Genomic DNA, 24,764 nt, shown 5'->3' with positions numbered 1-24,764 from the left:
AGGCCTGCAAGATCATGCTGTCATACAAGTATCGGATGCATGACGAAATCACTTCGTGCCATGCGGGCCGTCCTGGTGGTCGCCGGACTATCCACTGCGGCTTATGCCCAAGACGGCGGTCAACTTTTTGCTTCCTATTGTTCCGCTTGCCACGCACCTGACGGAAAAGGTGCAACCGGCGGCCAGTTCCCCCCCCTCGCTGGTAGCGCGTGGATCCACGGCGGACCCGAGCGCGCCATCAAAGTCGTCCTCCACGGCCTCCAGGGCCCGGTCGACGTCGCGGGCAAGACCTACGACCTCGTCATGCCTCCTCAAGGCAGCGTCCTGCCCGACGATCAAATCGCCGCCATTCTCACCTTCATCCGCTCATCGTGGGGAAACCGCGCAGACAAGGTCAGCGCCGCGCAGGTCAAGGCCGTCCGCGAGAGCCTCAGCGACCGCAACGACATGTGGACTCAGGACGAACTCCTCAAACTTCACCCCCTGCCAAAGCCAACGAGCGCTGTCGAGAATCTCATCTCCTACCAATACGAAGGTCGGTGGGAAAAGCTTCCCGACTTTTCCAAGCTTACACCCATTGGTGTCGAGGAAGAGCACGCTGGCTTCATGGAAACGAAGATCGCCAGGAGCAAGAAACACTTCGGCTTGGTCTGGGAAGGTGACCTGGTTCTTCATCGGGAAGGCCACACCCGCTTTCAGCTCAGCGCGGATGACGGAGCCCGCGTCATCATCAATGGAGAAACCGTCGTCGAGGTCGATGGCATCGGCCCCATCGCCAAGAACCGCACGAAGGTCGGCAGAGTCGTCCTCAAAGGGAAGAAGCATAAGATCCGCGTCGAGTATTTCCAAAACGTCGGCGAGATCGGACTCCAGCTTGCCTGGGCCGGCAACGGCGTCGATCAGTGGCAACGGCTCGGCGACGAATCCACCGCAGCCAAGCCGCTGTGGCCATCCATCGCGATCCTTCCAAGCGAGGAGCGAGGCACCATCTACAGGAACTTCATCGCCGGCACCACCCCACGAGCCATCGGGATCGGACTCACGGGCGGCATCAACTTCGCCTACAGCGCCGATCATCTCGCCCCGGAACTTCTCTGGACCGGCAAGTTCATGGACGGCGGTCGTCACTGGACGAATCGCGGTCAGGGAGCCGAGCCCCCCTCAGGAAAGGGACTCGTCAAGGCAAGCGGCGCGAAGGCATTGCCCGCTGAGGCAAAGTTCCGCGGCTACCGACTCGATCGACAAGGGAACCCGACCTTCACCGTCCAACTCGGTGAACTAACAGTGAACGACCAGTTCAAATCCAACGATGGCAAGTTGCTCCGCGTTTTCAGCGCCGTCGGTGAAGGCGACGACGTCGAAATCCTTCTCTCCGATCAATTCCCGGTGAAACCGATCAACGATCATCTCTACGAGTTCGGATCCTCAATGACCCTTCAAATTGAGAACGCCGACCTCGAAATCCGCGACAGCAAAGCCTTTCTCAAGCTCGCCCCCGGAGCATCGGCAACCCTCACTTACTCGTGGAAATGAAGTCCTCATCACCTGGCTCCACAAAGCGAATCCCATCCCAACATTTCATGTCCCATCTGCGTTCATCCGCGTTCCTCTGCGGCTTCCTCCTTTCACAAGTTCATGCCGCCCCGCAATCCGACTATTATGTCCGCGAAGAGATCCCCCTTCCCCAGGGCGAAGTCATGGAGATCGGCTCCATCGCCCTGATGCCCGATCAGAAGGTTGCCGTCGCCACCCGCCGCGGCGACCTCTGGATCTGCGAAGGCGCTTATGGCGACGACCTTTCAAAAGTCACCTGGAACAAGTTCGCCGAGAACCTCCACGAACCGCTCGGCATGTTCTGGAAAGAAGGTTCGCTGTGGGTCCACCAGCGTCCGGAATTTACCCGCATCACCGATACCGATGGCGACGGCCGTGGCGACCACTTCGAAACCATCTGCGCCGACTGGGGCATCAATGGCGACTACCACGAATACAACTTCGGCTCCGATCCCGACAAGGACGGCAAGGTCTGGAACGTGCTCTGCCTAACAGGCTCCGCCAATGCCGCCTCGGACTGGCGTGGCTGGAGCATGCGCATCACCCCGGAAGGAAAAATGATCCCCACCTGCTCCGGCATCCGCTCCCCAGGCGGCATCGGATTCAATGCAGAAGGCGACACCTTCTACACCGACAACCAGGGACTCTGGAACGGCTCATCGAGCCTGAAATGGCTCAAGCCAGGATCCTTTCAAGGCAATCCTACCGGCAACAAATTCCACAAGCTCGCCGACCTCCCCGCGCCACCCGATCCCAAGGACGGCTCACGCATTCTAACAGAGCGCCAGCGCTTCCCCGACTTCATTCCACCCGCCGTCATTCTCCCCCACGCCAAGGTTGGGCAATCGCCCACCGGCATCATCACCGATCAGACCCAGGGCAAGTTCGGTCCCTTCGCCGATCAGATGCTTGTCGGAGAACAAACCCACTCACAGGTTCAGCGCGTCTGTCTTGAAAAGGTCAACGGCCTCTACCAGGGCGCCGTCTTCCATTTCCTCGAAGGCTTTGAAGCCGGCATCGTGCCGCTGCGACTCTCCGATGACGGCACCCTCTTCGTCGGCGGCACCAACCGCGGTTGGGGCTCGCGTGGCTCGAAGCCCTTCACCTTCGAGCGAGTCCGCTGGAACGGCACGCCTCCTTTCGAGATCCACACCATCTCCGCTCGTCCCGATGGCTTCGAACTCACCTTCACCCAACCCGTCGACCCCGCCACCGCCAGCGACCCCGCGTCCTACTCGATGGCTGCATGGACCTACATCTATCAGAGCAGCTACGGCTCGCCGGAAGTCGACAGCAGCACTCCAAAGGTCGTCAAAGCCGCCGTCGTCTCCGCCGACAAAACCAAAGTCCGTCTGACCGTCGAGGGCCTCGTGCAAGGACACGTCCACCAGCTCGATTCCAAAGGCGTCAAATCCTCCGCCGGCCATCCCCTCTGGCACCCCACGGGCTACTACACTCTCAACGAGATTCCGAAGTAGGCATCAGGTCTTGAATTTTTGCCTTCCACTGATCACTGCTAACTGATCACTCGGCACTTCATGCATCTTCTCCTCTGCGGCCACGGATACCTCGGCCAGGCCATCTCCAAAGAATTCCGCGACTCCGGCTGGAACGTCACCACCGTCTCCAAATCGGGCGACGAGGCCGACCACGCCTGCGACATCTCGTCCGCCTCCGCGGTCGACGCCCTCGAAAAAGCCTGCAGCGCCCCCGACTTCATTGTCCACTGCGCGTCGTCGGGCCGCGGTGGAGCGGAGGCCTACCGCGCCGTCTACCTCGATGGCTGCACCCATCTCATCGACACGTTCCACGGAGTCCCGATGCTCTTCACCTCGTCGACTTCTGTGTATCCGCAGACCGACGGCTCGCTCGTCGACGAGGAATCTTCCGCCGAGCCTGATCGGGAAACCGGCATCATTCTCCGCCAGGCCGAGCGGGTCGCCCTCAACCATGAAGGCATCGTCTTTCGCCTCTCCGGCATCTACGGACCCGGCCGCAGCGTCATCCTGAAAAAATTCCTAACAGGCGAAGCGACCCTCGAAGAAGACGGCAGCCGTTATCTCAATCAGATCCACCGCGACGATGCCGCCCGCGCCGTCTTCCAGGCTGCCCTTGGCTACTGCGGTCCCGGGATCTGGAATGTCAGCGACTCCACGCCGACCACCCAGCTCGATACCTATACCGCGCTCGCCGAAATGTTCGACAAGCCGATGCCTCCCTCCGTTCCCCGCGACCTCAACCGCAAACGCGGCTGGACCCACAAGCGCGTCGACAACTCCAAGCTCCGCCACAGCGGCTGGACACCCCGCCATCCCTCCTTCCTTGGCTCCGCCAAGGGGATCGCTGAGACGCTCTAGTCACGGGGTGCCGCGAGTCTGCCGACTCCGCCCCTGCTTTCGCCCATCTTTGACATCACCGGAATCCTCCTTAGGCTCGGTTCCAAAGCCGATGCCCATCCCCTTCCAAAACAGCTACGCCAAGCTCCCCGACACCTTTTACATCAAGGTCGACCCCACCCCCGTCAGGGCCCCGAAGATCATCGCCCTCAATACCGAGCTCGCGCATCAGCTTGGCATTGATCCGGCCGAGCTCAATGTCGCGGTCCTCTCGGGAAACAGGATCCCAGCCGGCGCAGAACCTCTCGCCATGGCCTACTCCGGTCATCAATTCGGCGGTTTCTCTCCCCAGCTTGGCGACGGCCGCGCGATTCTCCTCGGCGAAGTCGCGGGAAAAGACATCCAGCTCAAAGGCTCCGGCCCCACGCCCTTCTCACGGCGTGGCGACGGCCGCTCCGCTCTCGGCCCGGTGCTGCGCGAATACCTTGTCTCCGAAGCCATGGCCGCGCTCGGCGTCCCCACCACCCGCGCCCTTGCCGCGGTGCTCAGTGGTGAAAATGTCCTTCGTGAGGAAATCGAGCCCGGGGGCATCTTCACCCGAGTCGCCAGCTCTCACCTGCGCATCGGCACCGTCCAGTACTTCGCCGCACGCCGCGACCGCGAAAGCCTCGAGGCCCTCGTCGACTACACCCTCGCCCGCCACTATCCGGAATCCAAAACCGCGCTCGACCTGTTAGAAAACGTCATTACCAGACAGGCTTCACTGATCGCCCACTGGATGTCACTCGGCTTCATCCACGGCGTCATGAATACCGACAACATGTCGCTTTCCGGCGAAACCATCGACTACGGCCCCTGCGCATTCATGGACCGCTTCGATCCGGCAAAGAAGTTCTCCTTCATCGATCAGCAAGGTCGCTACGCCTATCACAATCAGGCCTCCATCGCCCGCTGGAATCTCACCCGTCTCGCCGAAGCCCTCCTTCCTCTCATTCACGAAAACGAAGACAAGGCCATCGAGATCGCAAAGGAATCCCTGATGAAATTCGGACCACTTTTCGAGGAGGCCTATCAGCAGAAGTTCTCCGCCAAACTCGGCCTAACAGACGGATGCGATCCTTCCCTCATCGAATCCCTTCTCACCCTCATGGCCGAGCAGCAAGCGGACTTCACCCTCGTCTTCCGCCATCTCAGCGGTCCTGATGAGAGGCTCTTCGCCGAGTTCAGGGACCCTGATCCCGTCAAAGCGTGGCTCTCCCAATGGCGTGCCTCCGGCGAAATCGACATCGAACTCATGAAGCGCAGCAACCCGGTGTTCATCCCCCGCAACCACCGGGTCGAGGAAGTCATTGAAGCTGGAAAACAAGGCAACTTCGAGCCCTTCCACAAGCTCCACGCCATTCTCCAAAAGCCTTTCACCGAACAACCCCAAGCCGCCGAGTTCGAACGCAGCCCTGAACCGGATGAGATCGTTTGCAACACCTTCTGCGGTACCTGACGGACTCACCCCAAGCCTTGCCAAGGATGGTCGGAGCTGGGAGCTTCACGCATGGCAATTTTCGGACCAGCAGTCGCATTAAAAGACCAGTGGCCGCAAGGTGGACGCTGGGAAACCGCGAGAGAACTCGTATTGAAATATCTCAGCGTGGGAAGCGAGGAAAGAGCACGAGCCTTTTCCCGGGAACCCGGTGAATCCGTGAAACTTGATCTCACCGACGGACTATTCCTCATCGAGGAAGCCTACCAAACCAAAGCGCCATCCGATGTCCGTTGGGAAGCCCACCGTGAGTGGGCGGACGTGCAACTTATCCTCGCCGGATTCGAAAAGATGGAAGTCGCGAATCTCAACAACCTGACACTTCAGGAAGACCTGAGTCCCCAACGCGACATGCAGTACTTCGGCGCCTATGATCACGGATCCGTCCTGCAGTTTGAAGCGGGAGACGCCGCGATTTTCCTGCCGGTTGATGCCCACCGGCCGGGTCTTCAAACAGCAAGAGAAGAGCTGGTCAGGAAAGTAGTCATCAAGGTCCGACTCTAGTGGCCGCCACCGCCTTCCATATCACTCAGGTCTCCCCGGAGAAGCCGATGGGGTCGCCGCATCACCATGCGCAGCGATGTCGGCTTCAGGATCTTTCACCACGTCGACATGGCACTGGCTGCCATCCGGATGGTTTTCCAGATGGCAATGGATTCCCTTTCGGCGCAGCCGAGTGAGTTCCATCGCAGCTCGCTCGTGCTCGGCAAGCTCGCTCGGAGACGGATCAAATTTTTCAGCCATGCGGCACAGTTCGCACAGCACCGCTGGCCCTGCAAGTCAGCAATCGTTCCTTCGGGGCGAGGCACCCCGGAAATTCAGTACTCCCCGCCTTTTTCGAGTTCGTCCTCGAACTCATCCTCCCGCTCGTGCCTTGATGAGGCACAGCATCCCTCTCCCTTCATCAGATAGTAAATCCCAGCCGCCACCGCTCCGAGAAGCAGCACTCCGGCCATCGAAACACCCGCCGGATGCTCGCGCGCGGAGCGGCCGATGTAGCGCACACGATCCGCCGCATAGTCGCGACTACTCAAAAGCTGGTTGCGCCCGCTTCTCGCCAGCTCCCGCGCTCCATCGGGCAGCGTGTGACGTTTGGCATGGTTCACCAGCATCTTCACATCGTTGCGCAGACTGGAGAGATCGTCGCCGACGCGGGATAGCAATTGCGAGGCACGTTTGTCTTCAAAGGGTAGCTTGCTCATAGGGATCCGTGGTTCTTCAACACCATTGATAACCACTCTATCTAACATTGCAAGAAACTCCCTACTCCCGGCGCTCCGCTCTGGCCTTCACGGCAAAACTTCCATCGGGCAGGAAATCCGCCTCCCCAGTCAGCAAGTAGCCCTTTCCCTCCGCGTCCATCACTTCGACCTTGAAGGGCTCGTTCGGCCGGGAAACGACCGTCGGTGTCGAACTCATATCGACACCCTCGGATTCACTCGCCGATTTGAAGGTCTGAAAGACGTCATCCCCACTCCATGCCTCCGCGTGCTGAAGCGTATTCCTCGCATTGGTCGCCATCGTCTCCAGTCCACTCAGCTCCACAAAAGCGTCATCCACCACCATCGATCGCGCCTCAATCACGATCTGATCGGTTCCCGGCGATTGGCCACTTCTATCGACCCCTTTGGGCGTGATGAAAGTCAGTTCATATCGGCCATCCGCTAGCTTGTAGCCACCCGTCACCAGACTCTCACCTTGAGCCACGACGGCATTGACTGCGGCACTCAGGACATCATTTTCATTCAGCGGACGCGACAGGACATCGAGTTCATTTTTGGTCCTCTCCAGCTCGTTCTGCAAGGCGCCCACCTCGCTGCGGCTCGTGATTTTCCGTCGAAGCGGACCACGTCCATCATCGCCTGAGCGCGCTCGGGAAAGCTTCGATACCTCGGGCATCTGCCTTGGAATTACTTCTCCATCATCGGCAGACCGCGTTGACTGCATGAGCAGAATGAGCAGCAAGGCTAGGGTCAGCGCACCTGCCATGATTACGTAAACCCTTCGAGTCATCCTCGCTCCGTCTATACCCCTGTGACTCCCCCCTCAACACCAAATCGTGCTGACGGTGTGCCCCCTTCTACTTCAGAGGAAAATCGCCCGACCGGAAGCGTTCGTGCTGGCGCACCAAGGTGGACTCGCCCGGCTCATGGAGGAGCGCCTTTGTCGACCACTTGAGCGCCTTCTCCCGATCTCCCCGGCAGAACCAGATTTCCCCGAGAGTATCAAGATAGGCCGCCTGACGAGGCATGGCTTCGAGCGCTTCGGTGATCATTTTTTCAGCCTGATCGAGTCTTCGGTTCGCCCGGGCCGCTGTCCATGCCGCCGTATTTCTGGTGTTGTGGCTACCAGGGAAACGCTCGAGCACATCCACATAGGATTTCCAGGTTTCCTCGAACCAGCGGTCGTGCTGCTCAGTTAGCCCTACAGACCGGAGGGCCGGGAAAAAGTAATCCGCCATCGATCCATCGGTCGCCCCACGGTTATGACAGCGCTCTAACATTTCAATCGCAGCTTCCCGATCATCATCGATCGTTGAGAGCGCTCGTGCCATCTCGGTCTCGATCCTCGAGCGCAGCAAGGTCCACGGTTGGTCCGAGCGGTCGCCCATCATCAGATGATAGAGCATCTGAAGCTCACCAAGAGAGGCAACCAGCTTCCAATTGCCCTGTTCCTTGGCCTCAGCCAGCACCGCCTCGGCCGCGTAGCTGAATTCCTCGGTGCTGCCTGTGGTTTCCAGAGCCACCCGCCACCACCATTCGCCCGCCCTTTCAAAGTCCCCGCAACCGGTGTAGGCCCGAGCAATCCATCGCATCGCCCGCACATCGCCAAGGACCAGCCTTTCGATCTTCTCTTCTTCCAGCGCGGCTTCCGCCTCTTTGCCGACCTTGCGCAAGGCGCCCGCCAGATACGCCCGACGAATCGGGTCGGTGGGAACCCGCGCCGAAGCGAGCCGACGACGTTCCACAATTTCTTCCCAGCGGCCAACCGCGATCAGACAGCTAAGCTCATACTCGGCAAAGCGGAAGGTTTCGCCAAGCTCGCCCAGATCCGAGAATTCGATCTCCCGGGCGTGCATCAAGTCCGTGATTTCGAGGTATCGAATCGCATCTGACCTCACGGCACTGATGGCCAACAGAAGCCCCATCATCTCTCGGCGCTCATCTTTCGCCCCTTTATCCATCTGCACTCTTCCCCACTCCCACCATTTCTCGAGCGAGTTCGAATCATCGGGTGCGAACCCCAGCAATTCCGCCGTCATCCTAAGTTTCGTCCGACCATCCATTTTCGGATCATACAGCCCCAGTGATTCCCAGAGCGGTGAGACATGCACTCCCTCACCGAACAGGTTGTCGCGCACCATGATCAGCTTCGCCGGATCCTCCCCGGCAAACGCCGCACTCGCATCGAGAACCGGCCAGACCACGCGATTGAAACTGAAGCTCGCGAACAACTCATTGGTCTTATCAAGAAAGATCTCAGGATCCTGACGAGCCAACTCTGCCAGGGGCTCGGAGAAGATCTTCATCGCCATCTCATCCATCTCTCGCCGTTCGAGAAACCAGCCCAGCGTCGCCAAAGCATTCAACTCATCTTCGGAGTTGTCCGGATCATTGATCACCACCTCGAATCGCTTCGCAGCCCAGGCTTCGAAATCAGGCTCCGCGGGATCGAGGCCAAGTGATCTGAATGCATCATCGACCCGCTCATTGTTCTCGTAATGGAAAAATGCCAGTACGGGAACCAGTTCGGCCATCGAATCCGTCGCCACCCCCGACTCACCCAGAGCATAGAGCAGGCCCAATGCGCCCAAACGTTCATCCACGCCGCCATTTTTCGACTCTTTGACCAACGAGGCGACCAAGCCCCCGGCGATCGGCCGATTGTCCCAAAGATCCACGACCGCATCGCGATAAGCCTCGAGCGAATCCGGAGGGATCTGCTGCGGTGGCACGGGTACCATCTTCACCCATGGCAAGGGATCCCCATCGAGCGCACGCAGCCGCGCTCCGATCACCTCCTGTCCCGCGGCATCCGCCTCCTTCGCCGCCCCGTCCAGATCACCTTTCGCAGCAAGCAGCACATAACGCCAGAGATGACCGGCCTCACCATCCAACTTCTCCGCCTTCCGCAACTCGTTCTCAAGCGATCCTGCCATTCGGTGGAAATCCGCCAACGCCATCAACTGCGCAGGCTCCGGGCGACCCATCTCCAGAAGCTCCTTCGCCCCGGAAAAGTCAGGTTCATCATCGGCCAACAATTCCCGCGCCGCCTCCACGGCAACCCCATCAATTTCCCCCGAGATCAACTCCAGAGTCTTCGGATCTCTCTCGAGTTCATGAATCCGTAGCACCTGACGCCAGGCGCGCAGTTGTTTGAGCCGACGCACAATCACCAAGCGTGCTTGCGGGGAAACCGTGTCGTATTTCACTACCAGCTCGACAACTTCCGGGGGGCTATCAGGAAGGATTCCCAAGTGGATCTTTCGCAGTACACCTCGCGCCCGAACTGCCACCTCGGGATCTCCACTGGCAATCGCCTGCTTCAGCAACGGCCTGGCCTTCTCTCCCATCGACCACAGCTCGAATGTCGCCGCCTCCCGGACGGGATACCGCTCATCGCCCAGCTGCCGAATCAACTCCCCCGGTACCCGTTCCTGCCCCCGATCCTCAGCTGCCTGAGCAAGCGAAAACGAGACCACCGCGAGACATGTGGGCAACAGGCGGAACTTCATTGCCCCAAAGGTCTGAAGATTCAGCGGAAAATCAACTCGGATTCTCGTGAAGCCACGGAATAGGCCGGAACTCATCCCAAAATTTCATCGACCCAGGCCGGCACCAACTCGCTCGCCGGACCCTGCCGACATTCGGAAAAAACCTCCGTCGCCGCGCTCTCCTCGAGATTCAGCTCCAGGGTTCGGGCCCCCGACGAGGCCGCCAACTCGACAAATCCCGCCGCCGGATAGACCCGGCCCGATGTCCCAATGGACACAAACAAGTCCGCCCGGTGCAAGGCGCTGCCGACTTCATCCAGATGAAACGGCATCTCGCCAAACCACACCACATGTGGTCGCAGGCAGTCGATGCCCCCGCACGCCGGGCAAATCGAGGCGCGCGACATATCCTCACGGCACTCCATCACCCCGCCGCACTGCGTGCAGCGACTTTTCAGCAACTCCCCATGCATGTGCAGGACTTCCGGCGAACCACCCCGCTCGTGCAGGTCATCGATGTTCTGCGTTACCAACGTCAGTGATCCCTTCAAGTCCCGCGCCAAACGAGCCAAGGCATGGTGAGCCGGATTCGGTTCCACCGTCAGCAACTTCTCCCGACGTTTGTTGTAAAACTCGTGGACCAACTGCGGATCGCGACGAAAGCCCTCGGGAGTTGCCACATCTTCCACCCGATGCCCCTCCCAAAGCCCATCATCCCCCCGAAACACCGGCACCCCGGACTCCGCAGAAATCCCAGCACCTGTTAGAATCACCATGTTCATTTCTAATCCGCTCCCTTCCGTTGATTCATAACATTTCCCGAGACGCTCCGACCGAGCACCAGTCGATGCCTTATCCCGTAGTTGAACTGCTGCATCGCCATCCAGCCCTTCGGAGGGCCGTGGCTATAGACATCCTCATAAGCCAAAAAGCGGTAACAAACTCCCTTTTTGAAGGAATCCTTGTTCGAGGCATACTCGATCTCCACCGGAACCTTTAGGGCTTTACCATCCAGCGAGATCACCTTCGCCATCCACTCGGTCTTGATGATTCTCTGCGCAAAGTAGGTATCCGGTTTTTCGACGAACTCCAATTCTACGACCATCGCCACTCCGAACTTGTCACCGAGCATGGGTTCGATCACCTGCTTCTCGGCCCACGCAACCACAGTGAATAACAATAAGACGGAGACAATGAGACCATGCACAATCTCTTCTAGCATCCGCCGTCACCGACCTCAACCCGAAGTCAAACTCTCTTTCCCCCGGAGCAATCCGCGAATTAGGAAAAGTGGAGCGTAGCGGATTCGAACCGCTGACCCCCTGCATGCCATGCAGGTGCTCTACCAACTGAGCTAACGCCCCTCATCACTTTCCTACCCCGCCGAAGCGGGGTGGCGGTTGTTAAGAGAATCCCCCGGGCCGCGCAAGAAATAATTTTCATTGCCGACCAAGAAAACGTCTCACCTCGCCAGATCCATCACCAACTCGGCCAGCACCTTCGTCGCGGCGGCGTGTTGAAGCCGGTCAGGCATCCGGTCATCCGCCTCGCCAGCACTAACCACCCTCCGCGTCGCTACCCGGACCGCCGGCTGGTTCAGCTCGAACAAGGTCGAAGCCAGATCAAAGTCCTCTTCCAGGCAAATCGCTTCGGCCCCGACGATCGTTGCCCATTTTTCGAACTCAGGTCGCTTCAGAACTTCCAGCTCACGCGAGCTGACAAGCAGCTCGCCTTTCGCGCCCATCGACTCGACCACCAGAACCAGATCCGGCTTTCCCATCGAAGCGGAAAATTGATCTAACAATTCCACCACTGGCGCCTCCGGGTCATAGGCATGCGGCAAAAAGGCAAACTTGATGGGTCGCAGGGGTTTCTCGCCTGCCAGCGCCCGCGCCACGGCCAGCACCGAGACCACACCACTCGAATTCGCTTCCACCCCGGAGCCCAGCGTATCGTAGCCGGTTACCACCCACAGAGCTTGTCCGCTTCCACCTGGCAGGGTCGCCACGATGACCGGCCATTCGAATCCTGCTTCGCCGACACCCTTCTCCAATTCCACCCGATACCCTGCATTCCCCGCGCCCAACGCCCCCTGGACCATCGAGGCCGCGCGCTTCAGGCCGCGCTTTCCGTCATCAGATGACACATTGCGGGGACCGACGATTTCAACCAGCTTGCGCATGTCATCGGCAAGTCGCTCTGCCTCGATCGGCGTGGTGAATTTGGAAGGCTCAAAGACCTCCTCCTTTTTCGAGTCGTGATGATACTTCCACAGCCCGAGAAGCGCTGAAACAAACAACCAAAATGGCAGGATGACCAGCATCGCGACAACCCAGCGGCTGCGACGGGGCTTGGCGGTCTCGGATTCTTCATTCACGCGCCTTCCCTCCCCTCTCCTGAGCCGCAGCGCAAGCGTCTTTCTCCGGGAGCACTGTCGATTCAGACTTTACCGGCGCATTCTCCGAGCACTGTGATCATCCAAGCGCTCCGCGATAAGGTCATCGGCAGCGGTCCGACCCGACGTCCCTCAGCGACAAGCCATCAAGCCATCATAGATCGCTCGAGCAGCGGTTTGCTGATACCAGCGAGTCACGCAACGCCCCCGCTCACGGGTATTGCTGATAAATCCGCACTCCACCAGCACCGCCGGGCAGCGAGTTTGCATGAGCACCGTAAACCCGCGCCGCTTGGCACCCCGATTCACCGTATTTACCCGGGCGGGCAAACGCCGCTGGATCGCGCCGGCAATTATTCTGCCTGTCGATCCCCAGTAGAAAGTTTCCGCGCCCTTGATCAGGCGATTCCGTGAAGCATTGAAGTGGATGCTCACAAATACTGCCGAGCGGTAGCGATTTGCCAGCGCCGCGCGACCACTAAGCGAAACAAAGACGTCGCTGCGTCTCGTCATCACTGTCCGAATTCCCCGCTTTTTCAGCAAGCCCTCGAGGTGCTGTGCCACCCTCAGATTCAAAGTTGATTCCCTCACTCCACCCCAGTAGGCCCCCTTATCTCGACCTCCATGCCCAGGATCGATGATCACCGTGGAAAACCGGGCAGCACTCGAAAATCCGCAGGTCGCCGCCAATATCAGCAAGCCGAAAACCCAAGCCCTGAACTGTAGACGCCTCTTCACACAGGAAAGCCTATTCAATTAAGATCATTTGATCAAAAACTTTCTCGAATCTTTTGAGATTTTCAAAAAAATCACCCTTCATCATCCATTGCGGGGGAAGGATCGTCACCGATCTCTTCCATCACTCGCTTGGGAAGAAAGGGGCGAACGGCCAAACCATAGAGCAGATACGCCGAGAAAAGCACCACCGGCATCACCCAATAAAATTTTACCGTCGCCACCAACACGATCACCGCGATCACAATCACCAAAGGCGAGCCCTTGGTTTTCCAGCCGACCTTTTTGAAGCTTGGATATCGCACATCGCTGATCATGAGGATCGAAAGCCCGAGCATCGCTCCGGCCAGCAGGTACTTCCATGCGCCGATGTCGTGATCATTGTTGTTCAAATAGATGATCAGGAAAGTCAGGGAAGTGATGAAGCCGGCGGCCATCGGAATCGGGATCCCTCGAAAATCGGTGTCCGCCCCCGGCTTTTTCGGCATCGCGGCCAGGCAATTGAAGCGTGCCAATCGGATCGCGCCGCACAGCACATACAGGCAGGCCAGTGCCCAACCCAGGCCGTTCACCACCTCGTCGAGAGGGAACAGCACGGCCTTGGCCATCAGGAGCGACGGCGCCATGCCAAAGGAAATCACATCCGCCAGCGAATCGAACTCCGCCCCGAAAGGCGATTCCTTCCCGCCCAGGCGGGCAAGTCGACCATCCAGCAAATCGAAGATACACGAGGCGAAGATCAGCAGAATCGCCCGCTCATAGAACGGCTGAGCCGCCTCGAAATTGTAACCGTCACTGCTCGTCGCCAACATGATGCCATTGAAAATCGACAGCACGGCAAAAAAGCCACAGGCCAGATTTCCTGCCGTCATCAGATTTGGCAGCAGATAAATTTTCGGTTCGTCAGGATCTTCAGATCGGAACATGCGGCGGCACTGTGGCCCACTTTTCCCATCGGAGATAGTGGAAAATCCAGCCACATCCGTCCTCAATTGATAAACCGAAGGAAACCACTGAATCCACGAAAACTGGAGATGCGGAGCTTTCCGGAGACTTTTGTTTTTTTGAATCTTCGATGGATTCGAGGGATTCCGTGGTTCTCTTGCCTTTCGCCGCTTCAAATGCCCGCAATCCTCGCTACCCTCCCCTCATGACTCCCGCCGAACTCAGCATCGATTCCCCCATGGGTGAAATCATGGACGCCCTCCCGGGTGCGCGACGCGCGCTCTTTTCCCGCTATCACCTGGGAGGCTGCCAAAGCTGCGGATTCTCCCCCACCGAAACCCTTGCCGAACTTGCCACCCGTGCTGCCGATGCCCCTGCCGAGGAAATGCTCGCCCACATTCTCGCGGCTCACGAGCACGACAAAGCCATGCTCATCGACCCCGCCGAAGCCAAGGCCGCGCTCGATTCCGACAGCCCTCCGCTGCTGCTCGACACCCGCACCCGCGAGGAGCATGAAGCCGTCGCCATCCCCGGATCCGAGTTCATGGACCAAGATTACCAGCAGCGTCTTTTCAGCGGCGAACCCGGTCGCGCCATCCTTCTGTACGACCACAGCGGCAAACACGTCCTCGACACCTGCTCCTGGTTCCACGGCCATGGTCTAAAAAACACCCGCGCCATCAAGGGCGGCATCGATGCCTGGGCGCAGGAGGTGGACCGCTCGCTGCGGCGCTATCGTCTGGAAATCGAGTGATCGGCCCAATCGAATGCCCACCACTTGCCACGAGGCATTTCTCCATTAGTTTGCCCACGCTCCCAAACCATGAAGCATCCCTATCATTCATCCCTAGCCGCCCTCGCCATCTCCTGCCTGTCATGCCCGGCCGCCGAGCAAATCGTCACCTTGGGAGATTCGCTGACTTTCGCCTACGAAGCCGAATTCGGCTTTCAATACACCGTTCCCCTTCTCGGAACGACCTACGGTGACGGGTTCGGCCCGGATGTCCGCAACTGGATCGAAATCCTCAACGACCCTGCCTACCGAAATCAACATTTCGACATTGGTGTTCGCGATACCTACACGATTCCCGGAATCCCCTATGTATCGTCAGATGAAACCTTCCTCTTTCGCCACGAATACAACTGGGCCATTCCCGGGCAGACCGTGAGTCAGATGCGGCGTTTCATTACCGGAACTGCGGGATTCATCGACCTGCTTGCAGAAAACCCCGATTTCGAAAGCCTGGTTACAGCCATCGAGTTCACGGACTTCGATGCCTCTCAGTACGCCCTCATCGACTTCGAAAAACAGATTCAGGACACTGCCGAACGGCTTACCTTCTTCATTGGCGGCAACGATGTTAGAGGCATCTACGGGACTGTCTACAACGGCGGCACTGCAGGGACGTTCGTCGACGAATTCATGGCAGATTCGATCGCCGTTCTCGACCGTGTTCAGGAACTCAACCCGGACATCCAGGTCGTCATTGTCAACGTCCCTCACATCGGCATCACTCCTGAAATCAAGGGCAAGTATCCGACTGAGCCGGTCAAAACCGCACGGGTCACTGCGGTGCTCGACGAACTCAACGCCCGTCTTTCGGAACTCGCTGCGGAGCGCGGTTTCGGCTACGCCGACATTTATTCCCGCACCCTGTCTCTGCTCGGCCCCGCCGATCTTTGCATCCACGGCATTGGCTTTGAAAACACCGGGAGCAGCACTGGCGAGCTCGACAAGGTGTGGCTGAATGGCCCCCTCAGCGCCAACTTTCACCCCAATACCAACGCCCACGCGATCATCGCCAACGCGGTTATTGAAGCCTTCAATGACGCCTACGACACCGGCATTGCCCCTCTAACTGCCAGTGAAATCCTTGGTGGTTTGCACAGCAAGACACCCACTGAGATCGACATGCCATTCGCCGAGTGGATGACTTGTTTCGGACTCGGTGGACTTTCTGAGAACGACGACTCCGACCAGGACGGCATCACCGCCGGCGTCGAATTCGGGCTCGGCCTCGACCCAACCCTTCAGGATTCGCACAAGCTTCAGTTCACCCTCGTCGAACAACCCGACAACTCCCGCGCCATCGAGCTTGCCTACCCTGTGCGACTCCCCTCGTCCACTCAGGTCAGTGTTCGCCCCGCGACTTCGACCGATCTCTCCGGATTCACTCCCTCCGCCACGGTTCCCACCATCGATCCCGACGGACTGTCACGGGCCGTCCTGCCCGTCACTCCCGGTGAGCAAGGCTTCATTCGGATTCAATCGGATTTCTAACAGATCCTCTGTCGCTTCCACGCAGCCTCTCCTCACTCATCCAAGTGTAAAGCATCACCCACATCGTCAGCGCCAGAGAATACATCGGCATCTGCACCGGCTCGGGTAACAGGTAGAGGACCGTCACAATCGGAATCCACACGCCCCAGATGGCCACCACGGTTGGAAAAATGTTCTTTCGGTAATAGCCGAGGGTGAAGAATCCCGGGCCCATCCGGTAGCCACGGTTTTTCCACTCGTAGAGCCACGTTGTCAGTGGGGCCGTGACGAAGGGGCTGAAAATGAATTGATCAACGAGCACCTGCGGAACGACGACCGCCGCCGTCGCTTCATCTCCCCACCAACTGACTTGCAGTCGGTAAAAGGCGTCCACCAGCACCCCCATCCCCGCCCAAAAACTCGCGGCGAACAGGAAGTTGGAAAAATTGGCCCGCTCGACCTTCCCACCCTGGAATACGAAGATCCTCAGCAATTCCGGGATCAGACCACCCGCGACCACGGCCGTCAGCGCACTGTAAGCGTATCCCCAGCGAACCTTCACCTCAGCCATTCGCCCAAGGAAATCGCGGGTTGGCGGATGAAGGAAATACGCGATGAGCAGCGAGACCATCACGGCCTGAACCATCAATCCCGGAACCACATTGGCCCGCGCCGCCCTGAGCCCTGCATGCCACGGAGCTTCACGGGGGGATTCGGTGGCATGATGGACGAGTTCCGGCACGCGCGGAAAGCAGCACGCCCAAGGCCAATCACCAAGTGTGATTTGCTTAAAACCTCTTCCATGCCGCCGGAACGAAGAGCACCAGGATCGCAAAGAGCTCCAATCGACCAAGGATCATCAAACCAGCAAGGAACACCTGCGTGACTTCACGCAAATCCGCAAAATTGCTGGTCGGTCCCAGAGCACCAAATCCCGGACCAATATTTGAAAGGGTCGCCAGCACGGCACCGAGACACGTTTCCAGATCAATTCCCACCCCGGCTTCAAGAATTCCCACGACGACCGATCCAAGGGCGATGATCAACAGATAGAGTGCGACGAATGAGGTCGTCCGAGCCCGAGCATCATCGTCCATCGGGTTGCCATTGACCACCAGTCGGAACACCTGGTTTGGCCGGAAGGCGCGGATGACTTCGTGCGCTGAGGATTTCAGGAATACCAGGAAGCGGCTCACCTTCATCCCCCCGGCAGTCGATCCCGAACACCCTCCAATCACCATCAGAATTGCCAGCAAGGCCTTGCACCACGCCGGCCACAGACCGTAGTCGACCGTGCCGAAGCCTGTCGTCGAAGCGATGGAAATCACGATGAACCAGCTCTCCCGGAATGCCTGCCAGAAATCGACCGAGTAGCGCGGGTCAAGCGTCAGCCCGGCAGCGATTCCCAGCGCGACAAACAGGCAGATCCCGAAGAACCACTTGGCATCGTCCTCCGAACGAATGCGCTGCCACTTCTTCGACAAAATGACCGCGATGATCAAAAAGTTCAGGCTGCATATCAGCATGAACAGGCTCAACCAGAACTCGATGAGCGCACTGTTTCCCCAGGCCGAATAGAAACCGACGCTTGCGTTATGCGGGCTGAAGCCGCCCGTGGAGACCGCAGTCATCGAGTGGGAAATCGCATGGTACCAGGTCATTCCCATGCCGCGCAGGCCGAGCGCGCAGATCACAGTGAGGCCGGCATAGATCTTCCAGAGGGTGAGGGCCGTATCCCGAATGCGCGCCGTCGTCGCTTCCCCCGACTGAAAGGAGGACTCGTTGCGGAACAGGGACTTTGTGCCCACTCCGAGGTAGGAAAGCACGGCGACGAAAAGCACGAGGATTCCCACACCACCCAGCCACTGCGTGACCGAGCGCCACAGCAGGATCCCGCGGGGCCATTGGCTGAGATCACCAATCACCGTCGATCCCGTGGTGGTAATTCCAGATGCCGTTTCGAAAAATGCGCTGCCCCAAGTGAGATGAGGTGGGCAGATGATGAAGGGCAGCGAGCCGAAAATCGAGGAAAGCACCCAGCCTAGCCCCACGATCATCACACCCTCGCGACGCGGGATCCGCTCAATTTTGCCAAGCCCACCGAGCACCAGAATCGTCCCCACAAAGGCCGTAATGGCAGCCGAGGTGAAGAGCGCGACCATTGCTTCATGATCTCCGGCGACACTGTCCAGTTTGGCAAAAATGCCACATGAGGCCATCGAGACGCTCAACAGCAGCAGCAGCAGGCCGAGAACTTTGGCAAGGATTCGAAAATTCATGAAGTGACCTCTTGATGAGGATTGCGGGCTCAGTCGAGCAGCTTGACGAAGGCTTTGCGCGCCTTCCCTGACACCACCGCATAGACGTGGTCGTCGGCTTGAATCACATCGTCCGGTCCCGGCACATCCGAGTGGGTGCCGTGCATCAAGCCCACCAACACACAGCCTTCCGGCCAGTCGATTTCATGAACCATGTGCCCGGCTGCGATCGAGCCCTTCGTGACCCGCATTTCAATCACCTCGGCTCCCGGCAGGGTCTTTACCAGATGGAAACGATCGGAAGTGATGAAGCGTTCGATTTCCCGACGGGTGGCCTCGCGCGGACTGACCGCTGCCGCGATCCCGAAATGCTTGCCCGATGAACTGATCGCCGCCGCGTAATCGGCGCGGTGGATCAAGGTGAGGCAATTCTTCGCGCCCAGTGTGTGAGCCTGGAGGCAGGTCATCACGTTGTCCTCATCGCTGCCGCTCGTCGCCACAAAGAAATCGACACCATCGATCTGCTCCTCCTGCAGTTCAGCCACCACAGTCGCATCCGCATTGATGACCGTCGTGTTGGAAAGCCGGTCGGCAAGGCTGTGGCAGATCGCTTCATCCTTCTCAAAAATCCGCACCCGGCAGTCCCAGCTTTCCAGCATCTGTGCCAGCGAGAATCCGTATTCCCCACCTCCGAAAATGATCACGCGCAGGCCATCGCGGTCACCCCGCTTGCGCTGCATCCGCTCCGCCAAGGTGCGCAGCTTGCGTGGTTCCCCAAAAATCGTCACGATGTCACCCGCTTCGATCACGGTCTCCGCCGAGGGAACCATGTGATCACCGCCGCGCGAAATCATCGCCACCCGGGTCCTCTCAGGAGCCTTGAGGGTGACCATCGAGCGGCCAACCGCATCGGATTTCGCGTCGACCCGGACCTGTTGAAGCTCGATCCGCCCCCGCGCAATCTCTTCGACTGCCAGCGAATCCGGATTCCGAATGAACTTCGACAACTCGATCGCAGCGAGCCTTTCGGATGAAAACAGATGATCGATTCCGAAGTGCCCCTTGAAATCGAAGAGCCATTCTTCGCGTTGCAAACCGGGATGAACGCGGCAAACCACTTGCGGCACACTCATCTTCTTGGCGATCGATGCACTCACCAAATTGGTGGTGTTCGAGCTGGTCAGCGACAGAAACAACTCGCACTCGCCGACATTCGCCTCGGCCAGCGCGTTGACGCTGGTGCCATCCGAACAGACGACTTTGGCATCGATCGACTGCTCGAGCTCGGCAGCAAGATCCGCGTCGTTCTCAACGACCGAGATGCTGTGAGCTTCCTGCGAAAGAGAGTGAGCCAAATGGCGACCGATTTCTCCGGCTCCGACGATGATGATGTTCATGTACGAGAGATCGGACTTCTGCGTCAGCAGTCCTCCGAACGCGCGAAATCAAGCGCAGAACCCAGGCCAAAACCAGCCGAAAAATTGAGCGGAGCACCCGCTGAATTCAGTGCCCCTGCAGCAACATGGGTGAGGAATCCAATCCCCTTCTCACCAGTCGACACTCTGGCCGCGGGTATCGATGTGGGTAAAGTTCCAATAGCTCCCGACACCGCCCTTGAACATTCCCCTTGAACGTAGCGATCGGACCCGTGAGGTGACAATCGACGCCCGGATGGGAAATTTGACGTCCATCGCAACATTGGCCTGATGCCATGATCCTCTCTTCGCGCCGGCACAACGGGCATTGTAAGCCGGTGAGCGGTAGGCCGAAACGATCTCCTTCACGGGCTGATTCAGCTCGGCTGAAAGGCGATCGATGACCTTGAGCGTCGGCGCGGCATTCTTCCACAAAGACTTGGGAGGAAGCGAGTTCCAGACCGAACCGCGGCGCTTGGCATGAGCTGCGATGACCTGTTCGGTGCGAACGTTCCGCAGCTTGAGACTACCGATGAAATTGGCGTAATCCGTGAGGTTCCGGCCCTGCCTATGGACCCATTCGCTCGGAAAACTCGAAAGATCGAGGCTTGAAGCACCCTCTTTCTTAGCGAAGAAGAACGCGGATGCCGGTGTCGAAGAAGCGATTAAGGCCAAACTGCTTACTCCAAACGCACCGAGAACTCGGCGGCGGGTCGGCTTGAATTCTTCGGAGGAAAGGGCAAAAGCTTGGTCTTCTTGCATAAATTGGGCGTTTATTTGGGATGGCCACAGCAACTGGCATGCCGCTGGAGGCTCTTTTCCGCTGCTGCTGAGCGGCGTTTCGCGGCGGAGCAAAGCTACTCAAGGGCCACTCCACAAGATTTTTAGCCTAACATTCGCTAACAATTAGCGACTTGCCGGCTCATCGGGATCATCCGCATCCCTCCCCGAAACACCCGCACAGGGCCTTCGAGAGCCGATGGAAGTCTCCCTAACAAGCTCGCACTCATCTTCGCAGGGAGCGCCTCTGGAAGCCGGCGATTGAAGGAACGCCCCCAGAGCGGCAACAAAAAGGCGCCCAGCCCGAGTCCAGGACCGAGCGAGGCGCCTTGGAGGAAAAGCAATACTGTTAGATCTCCGAGACCGGGAGCTGGGTCACCTCGTCGCGGACCTTCTCCGCCAGCAATGTCGAGAGGTAGCGCTCGTTGGCCGAGCAACCGACCGTGACGATCCGCTTGCCCTTGAACTCGGGACGCTTGGCAAGCTGGATGGCTGCCCAGACGTTTGCTCCGGTCGAGATCCCTGCTGGCAATCCCTCTTCCTGAGCGAGTGCCTGCGCGGTGGCAAAGGCGTCTTCATTGCTCACCTGGATCGTCTCATCGATGACGTCAACGTTGAGGTTCCCGGGAATGAATCCGGCACCGATGCCCTGAATCATGTGAGGACCAGGTGCGCCGCCGGAAATCACCGGACTGGCGGTGGGCTCAACGGCGAAAATTTTCGCATCGGAGCGGGATTTGAGTACCTCACCCACCCCGGTAATTGTTCCACCCGTGCCGACTCCGGCAACGAAGGCAGCGATGTCGCCCTCGGTATCCTTCCAGATTTCCTCAGCAGTCGTTTCGCGGTGAACCTGAGGGTTTGCCGGGTTGTCGAACTGACCGGGACCGAAAGCGCTCGGGTCCTCCTCGAGCATCTTCTTCGCCATCGCAATCGCGCCGCCCATGCCCTTGGCGCGAGGTGTTAGAACCAGCTCGGCACCGAGCAGGCGGAGCAGCACGCGACGTTCGATCGACATGCTTTCAGGCATCGTGAGGATACAGCGGTAACCTTTTGACCGAGCGACGAATGCCAGTGCGATGCCGGTGTTTCCCGAGGTTGGTTCGATGATCAGTCCACCGGGCTTGAGCTTACCATCACGCTCGGCAGCTTCGATCATCGCCTTTCCAATGCGGTCCTTGACGCTGAAAAGCGGATTGAAGAACTCCGCTTTCACACAGACCTCGGCATCGAGACCTTCAGTCAGCTTGTTCAGACGGATAAGGGGTGTGTTGCCGACGGTGGCAACCATGTTTTCTGCAATAGGCATGGGATTAGGTAGTTGGAATTTTAGATGGGATTTTAAATTTGAAAGTCGGAGTTGCCCGAGTCGAGATGCAGGCCGCACTCGTACTTTTCGCCATTGAAGCGTGTCGCCTCGGCATTCAGACCATCGACAGCCGGACGCGTGCTATGCCAGTCGCCCATGGTCACGTAACCCTGATCCGCCAGAGGATGGGTCGGCAAGCCACGATCGTGCATGTAAGCGGAAATCTGCGCGTCGGCCCAATCGAGAATCGGATAAACCTTGAGCGTCTTCTTTTGCTGTTCGGCGAATGGCCTCTCCACCCGGGTGCTCGATTGACTGCGGCGCACCCCACTGATCCACACATCGGCTTCCAGCTCGCGCAAGGCGCGATCCATCGGTTCGATCTTGGTGATCACGGCATACTTGTCCGCGCCTTCCTTGCCATTTTCCCACAGCCGTCCATGCAGTGCTTCCATCCGTGCGGCACTGTAGCGCGGCTGGAAAATCCGCAGATCAATCCCCAGCCGCTCCTTGAGCTGCTCGGCGTAAAGATAAGTCTCGGGAAAATGATAACCGGTATCGATGAACACGACCGGAATCTCCGGCGCATTCTCAGCAATCAAATCCAGCATCACCGAAGCCTGCAGACCGAAGCTCGTCGATGCCACCAGGCGTTTCCCGAAGTGCTCATGCAACAAACGCAATCGATCGCCCGCCTTGAGCCCCTTGAGCTCGGCGTTCAATGATTCTGCGCTCTCCGTCACAATACTCATGATCTGTTAGATCCCTTCCCGACGGCTCAATTGCTCAGCGCCTCGGGCTTGATGTTTTTGTGGAAATCGCCGCCCTGCACGGTCGCGGCCACGTAACCCGCACGGATCACGAAGTCCCCGAAGTGTTCACCCTCATTTCGCTCCTTGGCATAGTGCTGAAAGATGGGTGCAAGCGTGCTGCGGATGTCGGCGGCGTCCACGTCCTGGCGGTACAGCTTGCTCAGACGGTCCCCCGCATGACCTCCACCCAGGTAGAGGTTGTAGCGATTGGGCCCGCGACCCACCATGCCGATCTCCGAGATGAAGGGACGACCGCAGCCATTCGGACAACCGGTCATGCGGATGGTAATCGCATCGTGACGCAATCCCACTTTCTCCAACTCCTCTTCGAGTTCCGTAACCACTTCCGGAAGGAACCGTTCGGCCTCCGCCATGGCGAGAGCACAAGTTGGAAGTGCCACACATGCGATCGACGACAAACGCAGCGCGCTCTTCTCGTGGCTCTTCTCCATGCCGTACTTCTCCAGAAGCGCTTCGATTTCCGCGCGCTTCTTCGCAGAAACGTTGGCGATAATCAGGTTCTGGTTCCCTGTTAGACGGAAGTCTCCATCGTGAATCTTGGCAATCTCACGCAACCCGGTGCGCATCGGATAGGTCTCGGTATCGAGCACGCGGCCACCTTCAACGAAGAGCGTGTAGTGATAGTTCCCTGCATCGTCTTCCACCCAGCCGAATCGATCACCATTGTCGGTGAATTCATACTCGCGCGCCGGCTCCAGATCGTAGCCGAGATACTCGTTGATCTTGGCGAGAATCCAGTCGGGACCGTGGTCGTCGACGGTGTACTTGAAACGCGCGTGCTTGCGATCCGTCCGGCACCCGAAGTCGCGCTGAACCAGAACCACCTTCTCGGACACATCGACGATTTGTTCCGGCGTGCAGAACCCGATCACATCAGCGATCCGCGGATAGGTCTTTTCATCGCCGTGGGTCGATCCCATGCCGCCGCCGACGGCGACGTTGTAGCCGACCACCTTGCCGTCCTCGACGATGGCGATGAAGGAGAGGCAGTTGGCAAAGAGATCCACGTCGTTGTTCGGTGGAACCGCGATGTTGATCTTGAACTTCCGGGGAAGGTAGGTCTTGCCGTAAATCGGCTCCTGTTCTTCCTCACTGGATTCCACTTTCTCACCGTCGAGCCAGATCTCATGATAGGCGCGGGTTGCAGGGGTCAGGTGATCGGAGATCGCCTGGGCGGCCCGCATCGCCTCCGCGTGGACGGACGAAAGATAAGGGTTCGGATTGCACATCACATTGCGGTTCACATCACCGCAGGCCGCGATCGTCCCCATCGCCGCTTCGTTGATCTCACGCATCGTCCGCTTGAGATTCGATTTGATGATGCCATGAAACTGGAACGCCTGGCGGGTCGTCAGCTTGATGGTGCCATTGGCAAACTGGGTCGCCAATCGATCGGTCTCGATCCACTGGTGTGGCGTCGCCACCCCACCGGTCACCCGGATGCGGATCATGAAGGAATAGGCCTTCTCAAGCTTGTGTTTGCGGCGGTCGGCCCGCAGATCCCGATCGTCCTGCTGATAGCTTCCATGGAACTTGATCAATTGCTGATCGTCTTCCGACAGGGATCCCGTCGACAAGTCCGCCAAACCTTCCTTGATCGTACCACGAAGGTAGTTCGAACGAATCTTGATTCCTTCGTTGGCGGCTAATTTTTTCTCCTCACTCATAGGATTGGAATTTGAAATTTAAGTTC

At 58.6% G+C, this 24,764-nt stretch carries 23 protein-coding genes and 1 tRNA gene; 7 read left to right on the top strand and 17 right to left on the bottom strand.

Translation table 11 applies throughout. The features are described 5' to 3' along the window. Positions 1 to 39 precede the first annotated feature (39 nt). From ACFQY0_RS05310 to ACFQY0_RS05290, 5 genes are all read left to right on the top strand, one after another. Positions 40 to 1,533 (top strand): PA14 domain-containing protein, encoded by a 1,494-nt coding sequence (locus tag ACFQY0_RS05310; protein WP_379709979.1) that lies wholly within the window; start codon positions 40 to 42, stop codon positions 1,531 to 1,533. Between the two features lie 47 nt (positions 1,534 to 1,580). Then, positions 1,581 to 3,032 carry a DUF7133 domain-containing protein gene (locus ACFQY0_RS05305; protein WP_379709977.1) on the top strand — a complete coding sequence of 484 codons (1,452 nt, stop codon included), beginning with the start codon at positions 1,581 to 1,583 and terminating at the stop codon, positions 3,030 to 3,032. A gap of 60 nt (positions 3,033 to 3,092) precedes the next feature. Next, the gene (locus tag ACFQY0_RS05300; RefSeq protein WP_379709974.1) at positions 3,093 to 3,911 is read left to right on the top strand and encodes an NAD-dependent epimerase/dehydratase family protein; all 819 of its coding nucleotides are present in this window, start codon (positions 3,093 to 3,095) and stop codon (positions 3,909 to 3,911) included. 91 nt (positions 3,912 to 4,002) lie between these two features. After that, the gene (locus tag ACFQY0_RS05295; RefSeq protein ID WP_379709972.1) at positions 4,003 to 5,388 is read left to right on the top strand and encodes a protein adenylyltransferase SelO; all 1,386 of its coding nucleotides are present in this window, start codon (positions 4,003 to 4,005) and stop codon (positions 5,386 to 5,388) included. A gap of 198 nt (positions 5,389 to 5,586) precedes the next feature. Beyond that, positions 5,587 to 5,931 carry a NanQ anomerase/TabA/YiaL family protein gene (locus ACFQY0_RS05290; RefSeq protein WP_379709969.1) on the top strand — a complete coding sequence of 115 codons (345 nt, stop codon included), beginning with the start codon at positions 5,587 to 5,589 and terminating at the stop codon, positions 5,929 to 5,931. Between the two features lie 21 nt (positions 5,932 to 5,952). On the opposite strand, the gene ACFQY0_RS05285 is transcribed toward ACFQY0_RS05290, so the two are convergent. From ACFQY0_RS05285 to pssA, 10 genes are all read right to left on the bottom strand, one after another. Continuing rightward, positions 5,953 to 6,171, bottom strand: coding sequence for a hypothetical protein (locus ACFQY0_RS05285; protein ID WP_379709966.1), 219 nt, complete (start codon positions 6,169 to 6,171; stop codon positions 5,953 to 5,955). Between the two features lie 74 nt (positions 6,172 to 6,245). Then, a complete protein-coding gene (locus tag ACFQY0_RS05280) occupies positions 6,246 to 6,629 on the bottom strand; it encodes a hypothetical protein (protein ID WP_379709964.1) in 384 nt (127 codons plus the stop codon). Positions 6,630 to 6,690: 61 nt separating this feature from the next. Then, entirely contained in the window at positions 6,691 to 7,326 is a 636-nt protein-coding gene (locus tag ACFQY0_RS05275) for a hypothetical protein (RefSeq protein ID WP_379709962.1), read from the bottom strand. A gap of 181 nt (positions 7,327 to 7,507) precedes the next feature. Continuing rightward, positions 7,508 to 10,237, bottom strand: a complete 2,730-nt coding sequence (locus tag ACFQY0_RS05270) for a HEAT repeat domain-containing protein (RefSeq protein ID WP_379709959.1) — start codon at positions 10,235 to 10,237, stop codon at positions 7,508 to 7,510. After that, positions 10,234 to 10,923 (bottom strand): NAD-dependent deacylase, encoded by a 690-nt coding sequence (locus ACFQY0_RS05265; protein WP_379709957.1) that lies wholly within the window; start codon positions 10,921 to 10,923, stop codon positions 10,234 to 10,236. The genes ACFQY0_RS05270 and ACFQY0_RS05265 overlap by 4 nt, the downstream gene beginning before the upstream one ends. A gap of 2 nt (positions 10,924 to 10,925) precedes the next feature. Then, a complete protein-coding gene (locus tag ACFQY0_RS05260) occupies positions 10,926 to 11,321 on the bottom strand; it encodes a hypothetical protein (RefSeq protein WP_379709955.1) in 396 nt (131 codons plus the stop codon). 111 nt (positions 11,322 to 11,432) lie between these two features. After that, positions 11,433 to 11,505: transfer RNA gene (locus ACFQY0_RS05255), tRNA-Ala, on the bottom strand. A gap of 98 nt (positions 11,506 to 11,603) precedes the next feature. Further along, complete coding sequence (locus tag ACFQY0_RS05250; RefSeq protein ID WP_379709953.1) at positions 11,604 to 12,518, bottom strand: hypothetical protein; 915 nt, start codon at positions 12,516 to 12,518, stop codon at positions 11,604 to 11,606. Positions 12,519 to 12,668: 150 nt separating this feature from the next. Then, positions 12,669 to 13,274, bottom strand: a complete 606-nt coding sequence (locus tag ACFQY0_RS05245) for an N-acetylmuramoyl-L-alanine amidase family protein (RefSeq protein WP_379709951.1) — start codon at positions 13,272 to 13,274, stop codon at positions 12,669 to 12,671. 71 nt (positions 13,275 to 13,345) lie between these two features. Continuing rightward, positions 13,346 to 14,197 (bottom strand): CDP-diacylglycerol--serine O-phosphatidyltransferase, encoded by an 852-nt coding sequence (gene pssA / locus ACFQY0_RS05240; protein WP_379709948.1) that lies wholly within the window; start codon positions 14,195 to 14,197, stop codon positions 13,346 to 13,348. 224 nt (positions 14,198 to 14,421) lie between these two features. On the opposite strand from pssA, the gene ACFQY0_RS05235 reads away from it, so the two are divergent. Then, positions 14,422 to 14,970: a rhodanese-like domain-containing protein gene (locus ACFQY0_RS05235; RefSeq protein WP_379709945.1), complete on the top strand. Its 549-nt coding sequence runs from the start codon at positions 14,422 to 14,424 to the stop codon at positions 14,968 to 14,970. A gap of 69 nt (positions 14,971 to 15,039) precedes the next feature. Continuing rightward, a complete protein-coding gene (locus ACFQY0_RS05230) occupies positions 15,040 to 16,497 on the top strand; it encodes an SGNH/GDSL hydrolase family protein (protein ID WP_379709942.1) in 1,458 nt (485 codons plus the stop codon). Here ACFQY0_RS05230 and ACFQY0_RS05225 read toward each other — a convergent pair. The 7 genes from ACFQY0_RS05225 to ACFQY0_RS05195 form a co-directional block, all read right to left on the bottom strand. Next, positions 16,472 to 17,218, bottom strand: a complete 747-nt coding sequence (locus ACFQY0_RS05225; protein WP_379709939.1) for a hypothetical protein — start codon at positions 17,216 to 17,218, stop codon at positions 16,472 to 16,474. The genes ACFQY0_RS05230 and ACFQY0_RS05225 overlap by 26 nt on opposite strands. Before the next feature lie 46 nt (positions 17,219 to 17,264). After that, on the bottom strand, positions 17,265 to 18,755 hold the full coding sequence (locus tag ACFQY0_RS05220) for a TrkH family potassium uptake protein (RefSeq protein WP_379709937.1): 1,491 nt from the start codon (positions 18,753 to 18,755) through the stop codon (positions 17,265 to 17,267). A 29-nt stretch (positions 18,756 to 18,784) separates the two neighbouring features. Next, the gene (gene trkA, locus ACFQY0_RS05215) at positions 18,785 to 20,131 is read right to left on the bottom strand and encodes a Trk system potassium transporter TrkA (RefSeq protein ID WP_379709935.1); all 1,347 of its coding nucleotides are present in this window, start codon (positions 20,129 to 20,131) and stop codon (positions 18,785 to 18,787) included. A 150-nt stretch (positions 20,132 to 20,281) separates the two neighbouring features. Beyond that, complete coding sequence (locus tag ACFQY0_RS05210) at positions 20,282 to 20,911, bottom strand: D-Ala-D-Ala carboxypeptidase family metallohydrolase (protein ID WP_379709933.1); 630 nt, start codon at positions 20,909 to 20,911, stop codon at positions 20,282 to 20,284. A gap of 367 nt (positions 20,912 to 21,278) precedes the next feature. Continuing rightward, entirely contained in the window at positions 21,279 to 22,238 is a 960-nt protein-coding gene (gene cysK / locus ACFQY0_RS05205; RefSeq protein ID WP_379709931.1) for a cysteine synthase A, read from the bottom strand. Between the two features lie 32 nt (positions 22,239 to 22,270). Then, a complete protein-coding gene (locus ACFQY0_RS05200) occupies positions 22,271 to 22,990 on the bottom strand; it encodes a phosphoadenylyl-sulfate reductase (RefSeq protein ID WP_379709928.1) in 720 nt (239 codons plus the stop codon). A 26-nt stretch (positions 22,991 to 23,016) separates the two neighbouring features. Continuing rightward, a complete protein-coding gene (locus ACFQY0_RS05195; RefSeq protein WP_379709926.1) occupies positions 23,017 to 24,738 on the bottom strand; it encodes an NADPH-dependent assimilatory sulfite reductase hemoprotein subunit in 1,722 nt (573 codons plus the stop codon). Positions 24,739 to 24,764 lie beyond the last annotated feature (26 nt).

The organism is Haloferula chungangensis (genome assembly GCF_042664875.1).
Classification (GTDB): Bacteria; Verrucomicrobiota; Verrucomicrobiia; order Verrucomicrobiales; family Akkermansiaceae; genus Haloferula; species Haloferula chungangensis.
Note: the sequence above shows the minus strand (reverse complement) of the source record. Positions and strands in the feature narration are given on the sequence as shown.

Bases quoted from the DNA above. Each gene is read 5' to 3' on its own strand.
- ACFQY0_RS05310 (WP_379709979.1), top strand. From the start codon at position 40: ATGACGAAATCACTTCGTGCCATGCGGGCCGTCCTGGTGGTCGCCGGA.
- ACFQY0_RS05305 (WP_379709977.1), top strand. From the start codon at position 1,581: ATGTCCCATCTGCGTTCATCCGCGTTCCTCTGCGGCTTCCTCCTTTCA.
- ACFQY0_RS05300 (WP_379709974.1), top strand. From the start codon at position 3,093: ATGCATCTTCTCCTCTGCGGCCACGGATACCTCGGCCAGGCCATCTCC.
- ACFQY0_RS05295 (WP_379709972.1), top strand. From the start codon at position 4,003: ATGCCCATCCCCTTCCAAAACAGCTACGCCAAGCTCCCCGACACCTTT.
- ACFQY0_RS05285 (WP_379709966.1), bottom strand. From the start codon at position 6,171: ATGGCTGAAAAATTTGATCCGTCTCCGAGCGAGCTTGCCGAGCACGAG.
- ACFQY0_RS05280 (WP_379709964.1), bottom strand. From the start codon at position 6,629: ATGAGCAAGCTACCCTTTGAAGACAAACGTGCCTCGCAATTGCTATCC.
- ACFQY0_RS05275 (WP_379709962.1), bottom strand. From the start codon at position 7,326: ATGCCCGAGGTATCGAAGCTTTCCCGAGCGCGCTCAGGCGATGATGGA.
- ACFQY0_RS05270 (WP_379709959.1), bottom strand. From the start codon at position 10,237: ATGAGTTCCGGCCTATTCCGTGGCTTCACGAGAATCCGAGTTGATTTT.
- ACFQY0_RS05265 (WP_379709957.1), bottom strand. From the start codon at position 10,923: ATGAACATGGTGATTCTAACAGGTGCTGGGATTTCTGCGGAGTCCGGG.
- pssA (WP_379709948.1), bottom strand. From the start codon at position 14,197: ATGTTCCGATCTGAAGATCCTGACGAACCGAAAATTTATCTGCTGCCA.
- ACFQY0_RS05235 (WP_379709945.1), top strand. From the start codon at position 14,422: ATGACTCCCGCCGAACTCAGCATCGATTCCCCCATGGGTGAAATCATG.
- ACFQY0_RS05230 (WP_379709942.1), top strand. From the start codon at position 15,040: ATGAAGCATCCCTATCATTCATCCCTAGCCGCCCTCGCCATCTCCTGC.
- ACFQY0_RS05220 (WP_379709937.1), bottom strand. From the start codon at position 18,755: ATGAATTTTCGAATCCTTGCCAAAGTTCTCGGCCTGCTGCTGCTGCTG.
- trkA (WP_379709935.1), bottom strand. From the start codon at position 20,131: ATGAACATCATCATCGTCGGAGCCGGAGAAATCGGTCGCCATTTGGCT.
- ACFQY0_RS05210 (WP_379709933.1), bottom strand. From the start codon at position 20,911: ATGCAAGAAGACCAAGCTTTTGCCCTTTCCTCCGAAGAATTCAAGCCG.
- cysK (WP_379709931.1), bottom strand. From the start codon at position 22,238: ATGCCTATTGCAGAAAACATGGTTGCCACCGTCGGCAACACACCCCTT.
- ACFQY0_RS05200 (WP_379709928.1), bottom strand. From the start codon at position 22,990: ATGAGTATTGTGACGGAGAGCGCAGAATCATTGAACGCCGAGCTCAAG.
- ACFQY0_RS05195 (WP_379709926.1), bottom strand. From the start codon at position 24,738: ATGAGTGAGGAGAAAAAATTAGCCGCCAACGAAGGAATCAAGATTCGT.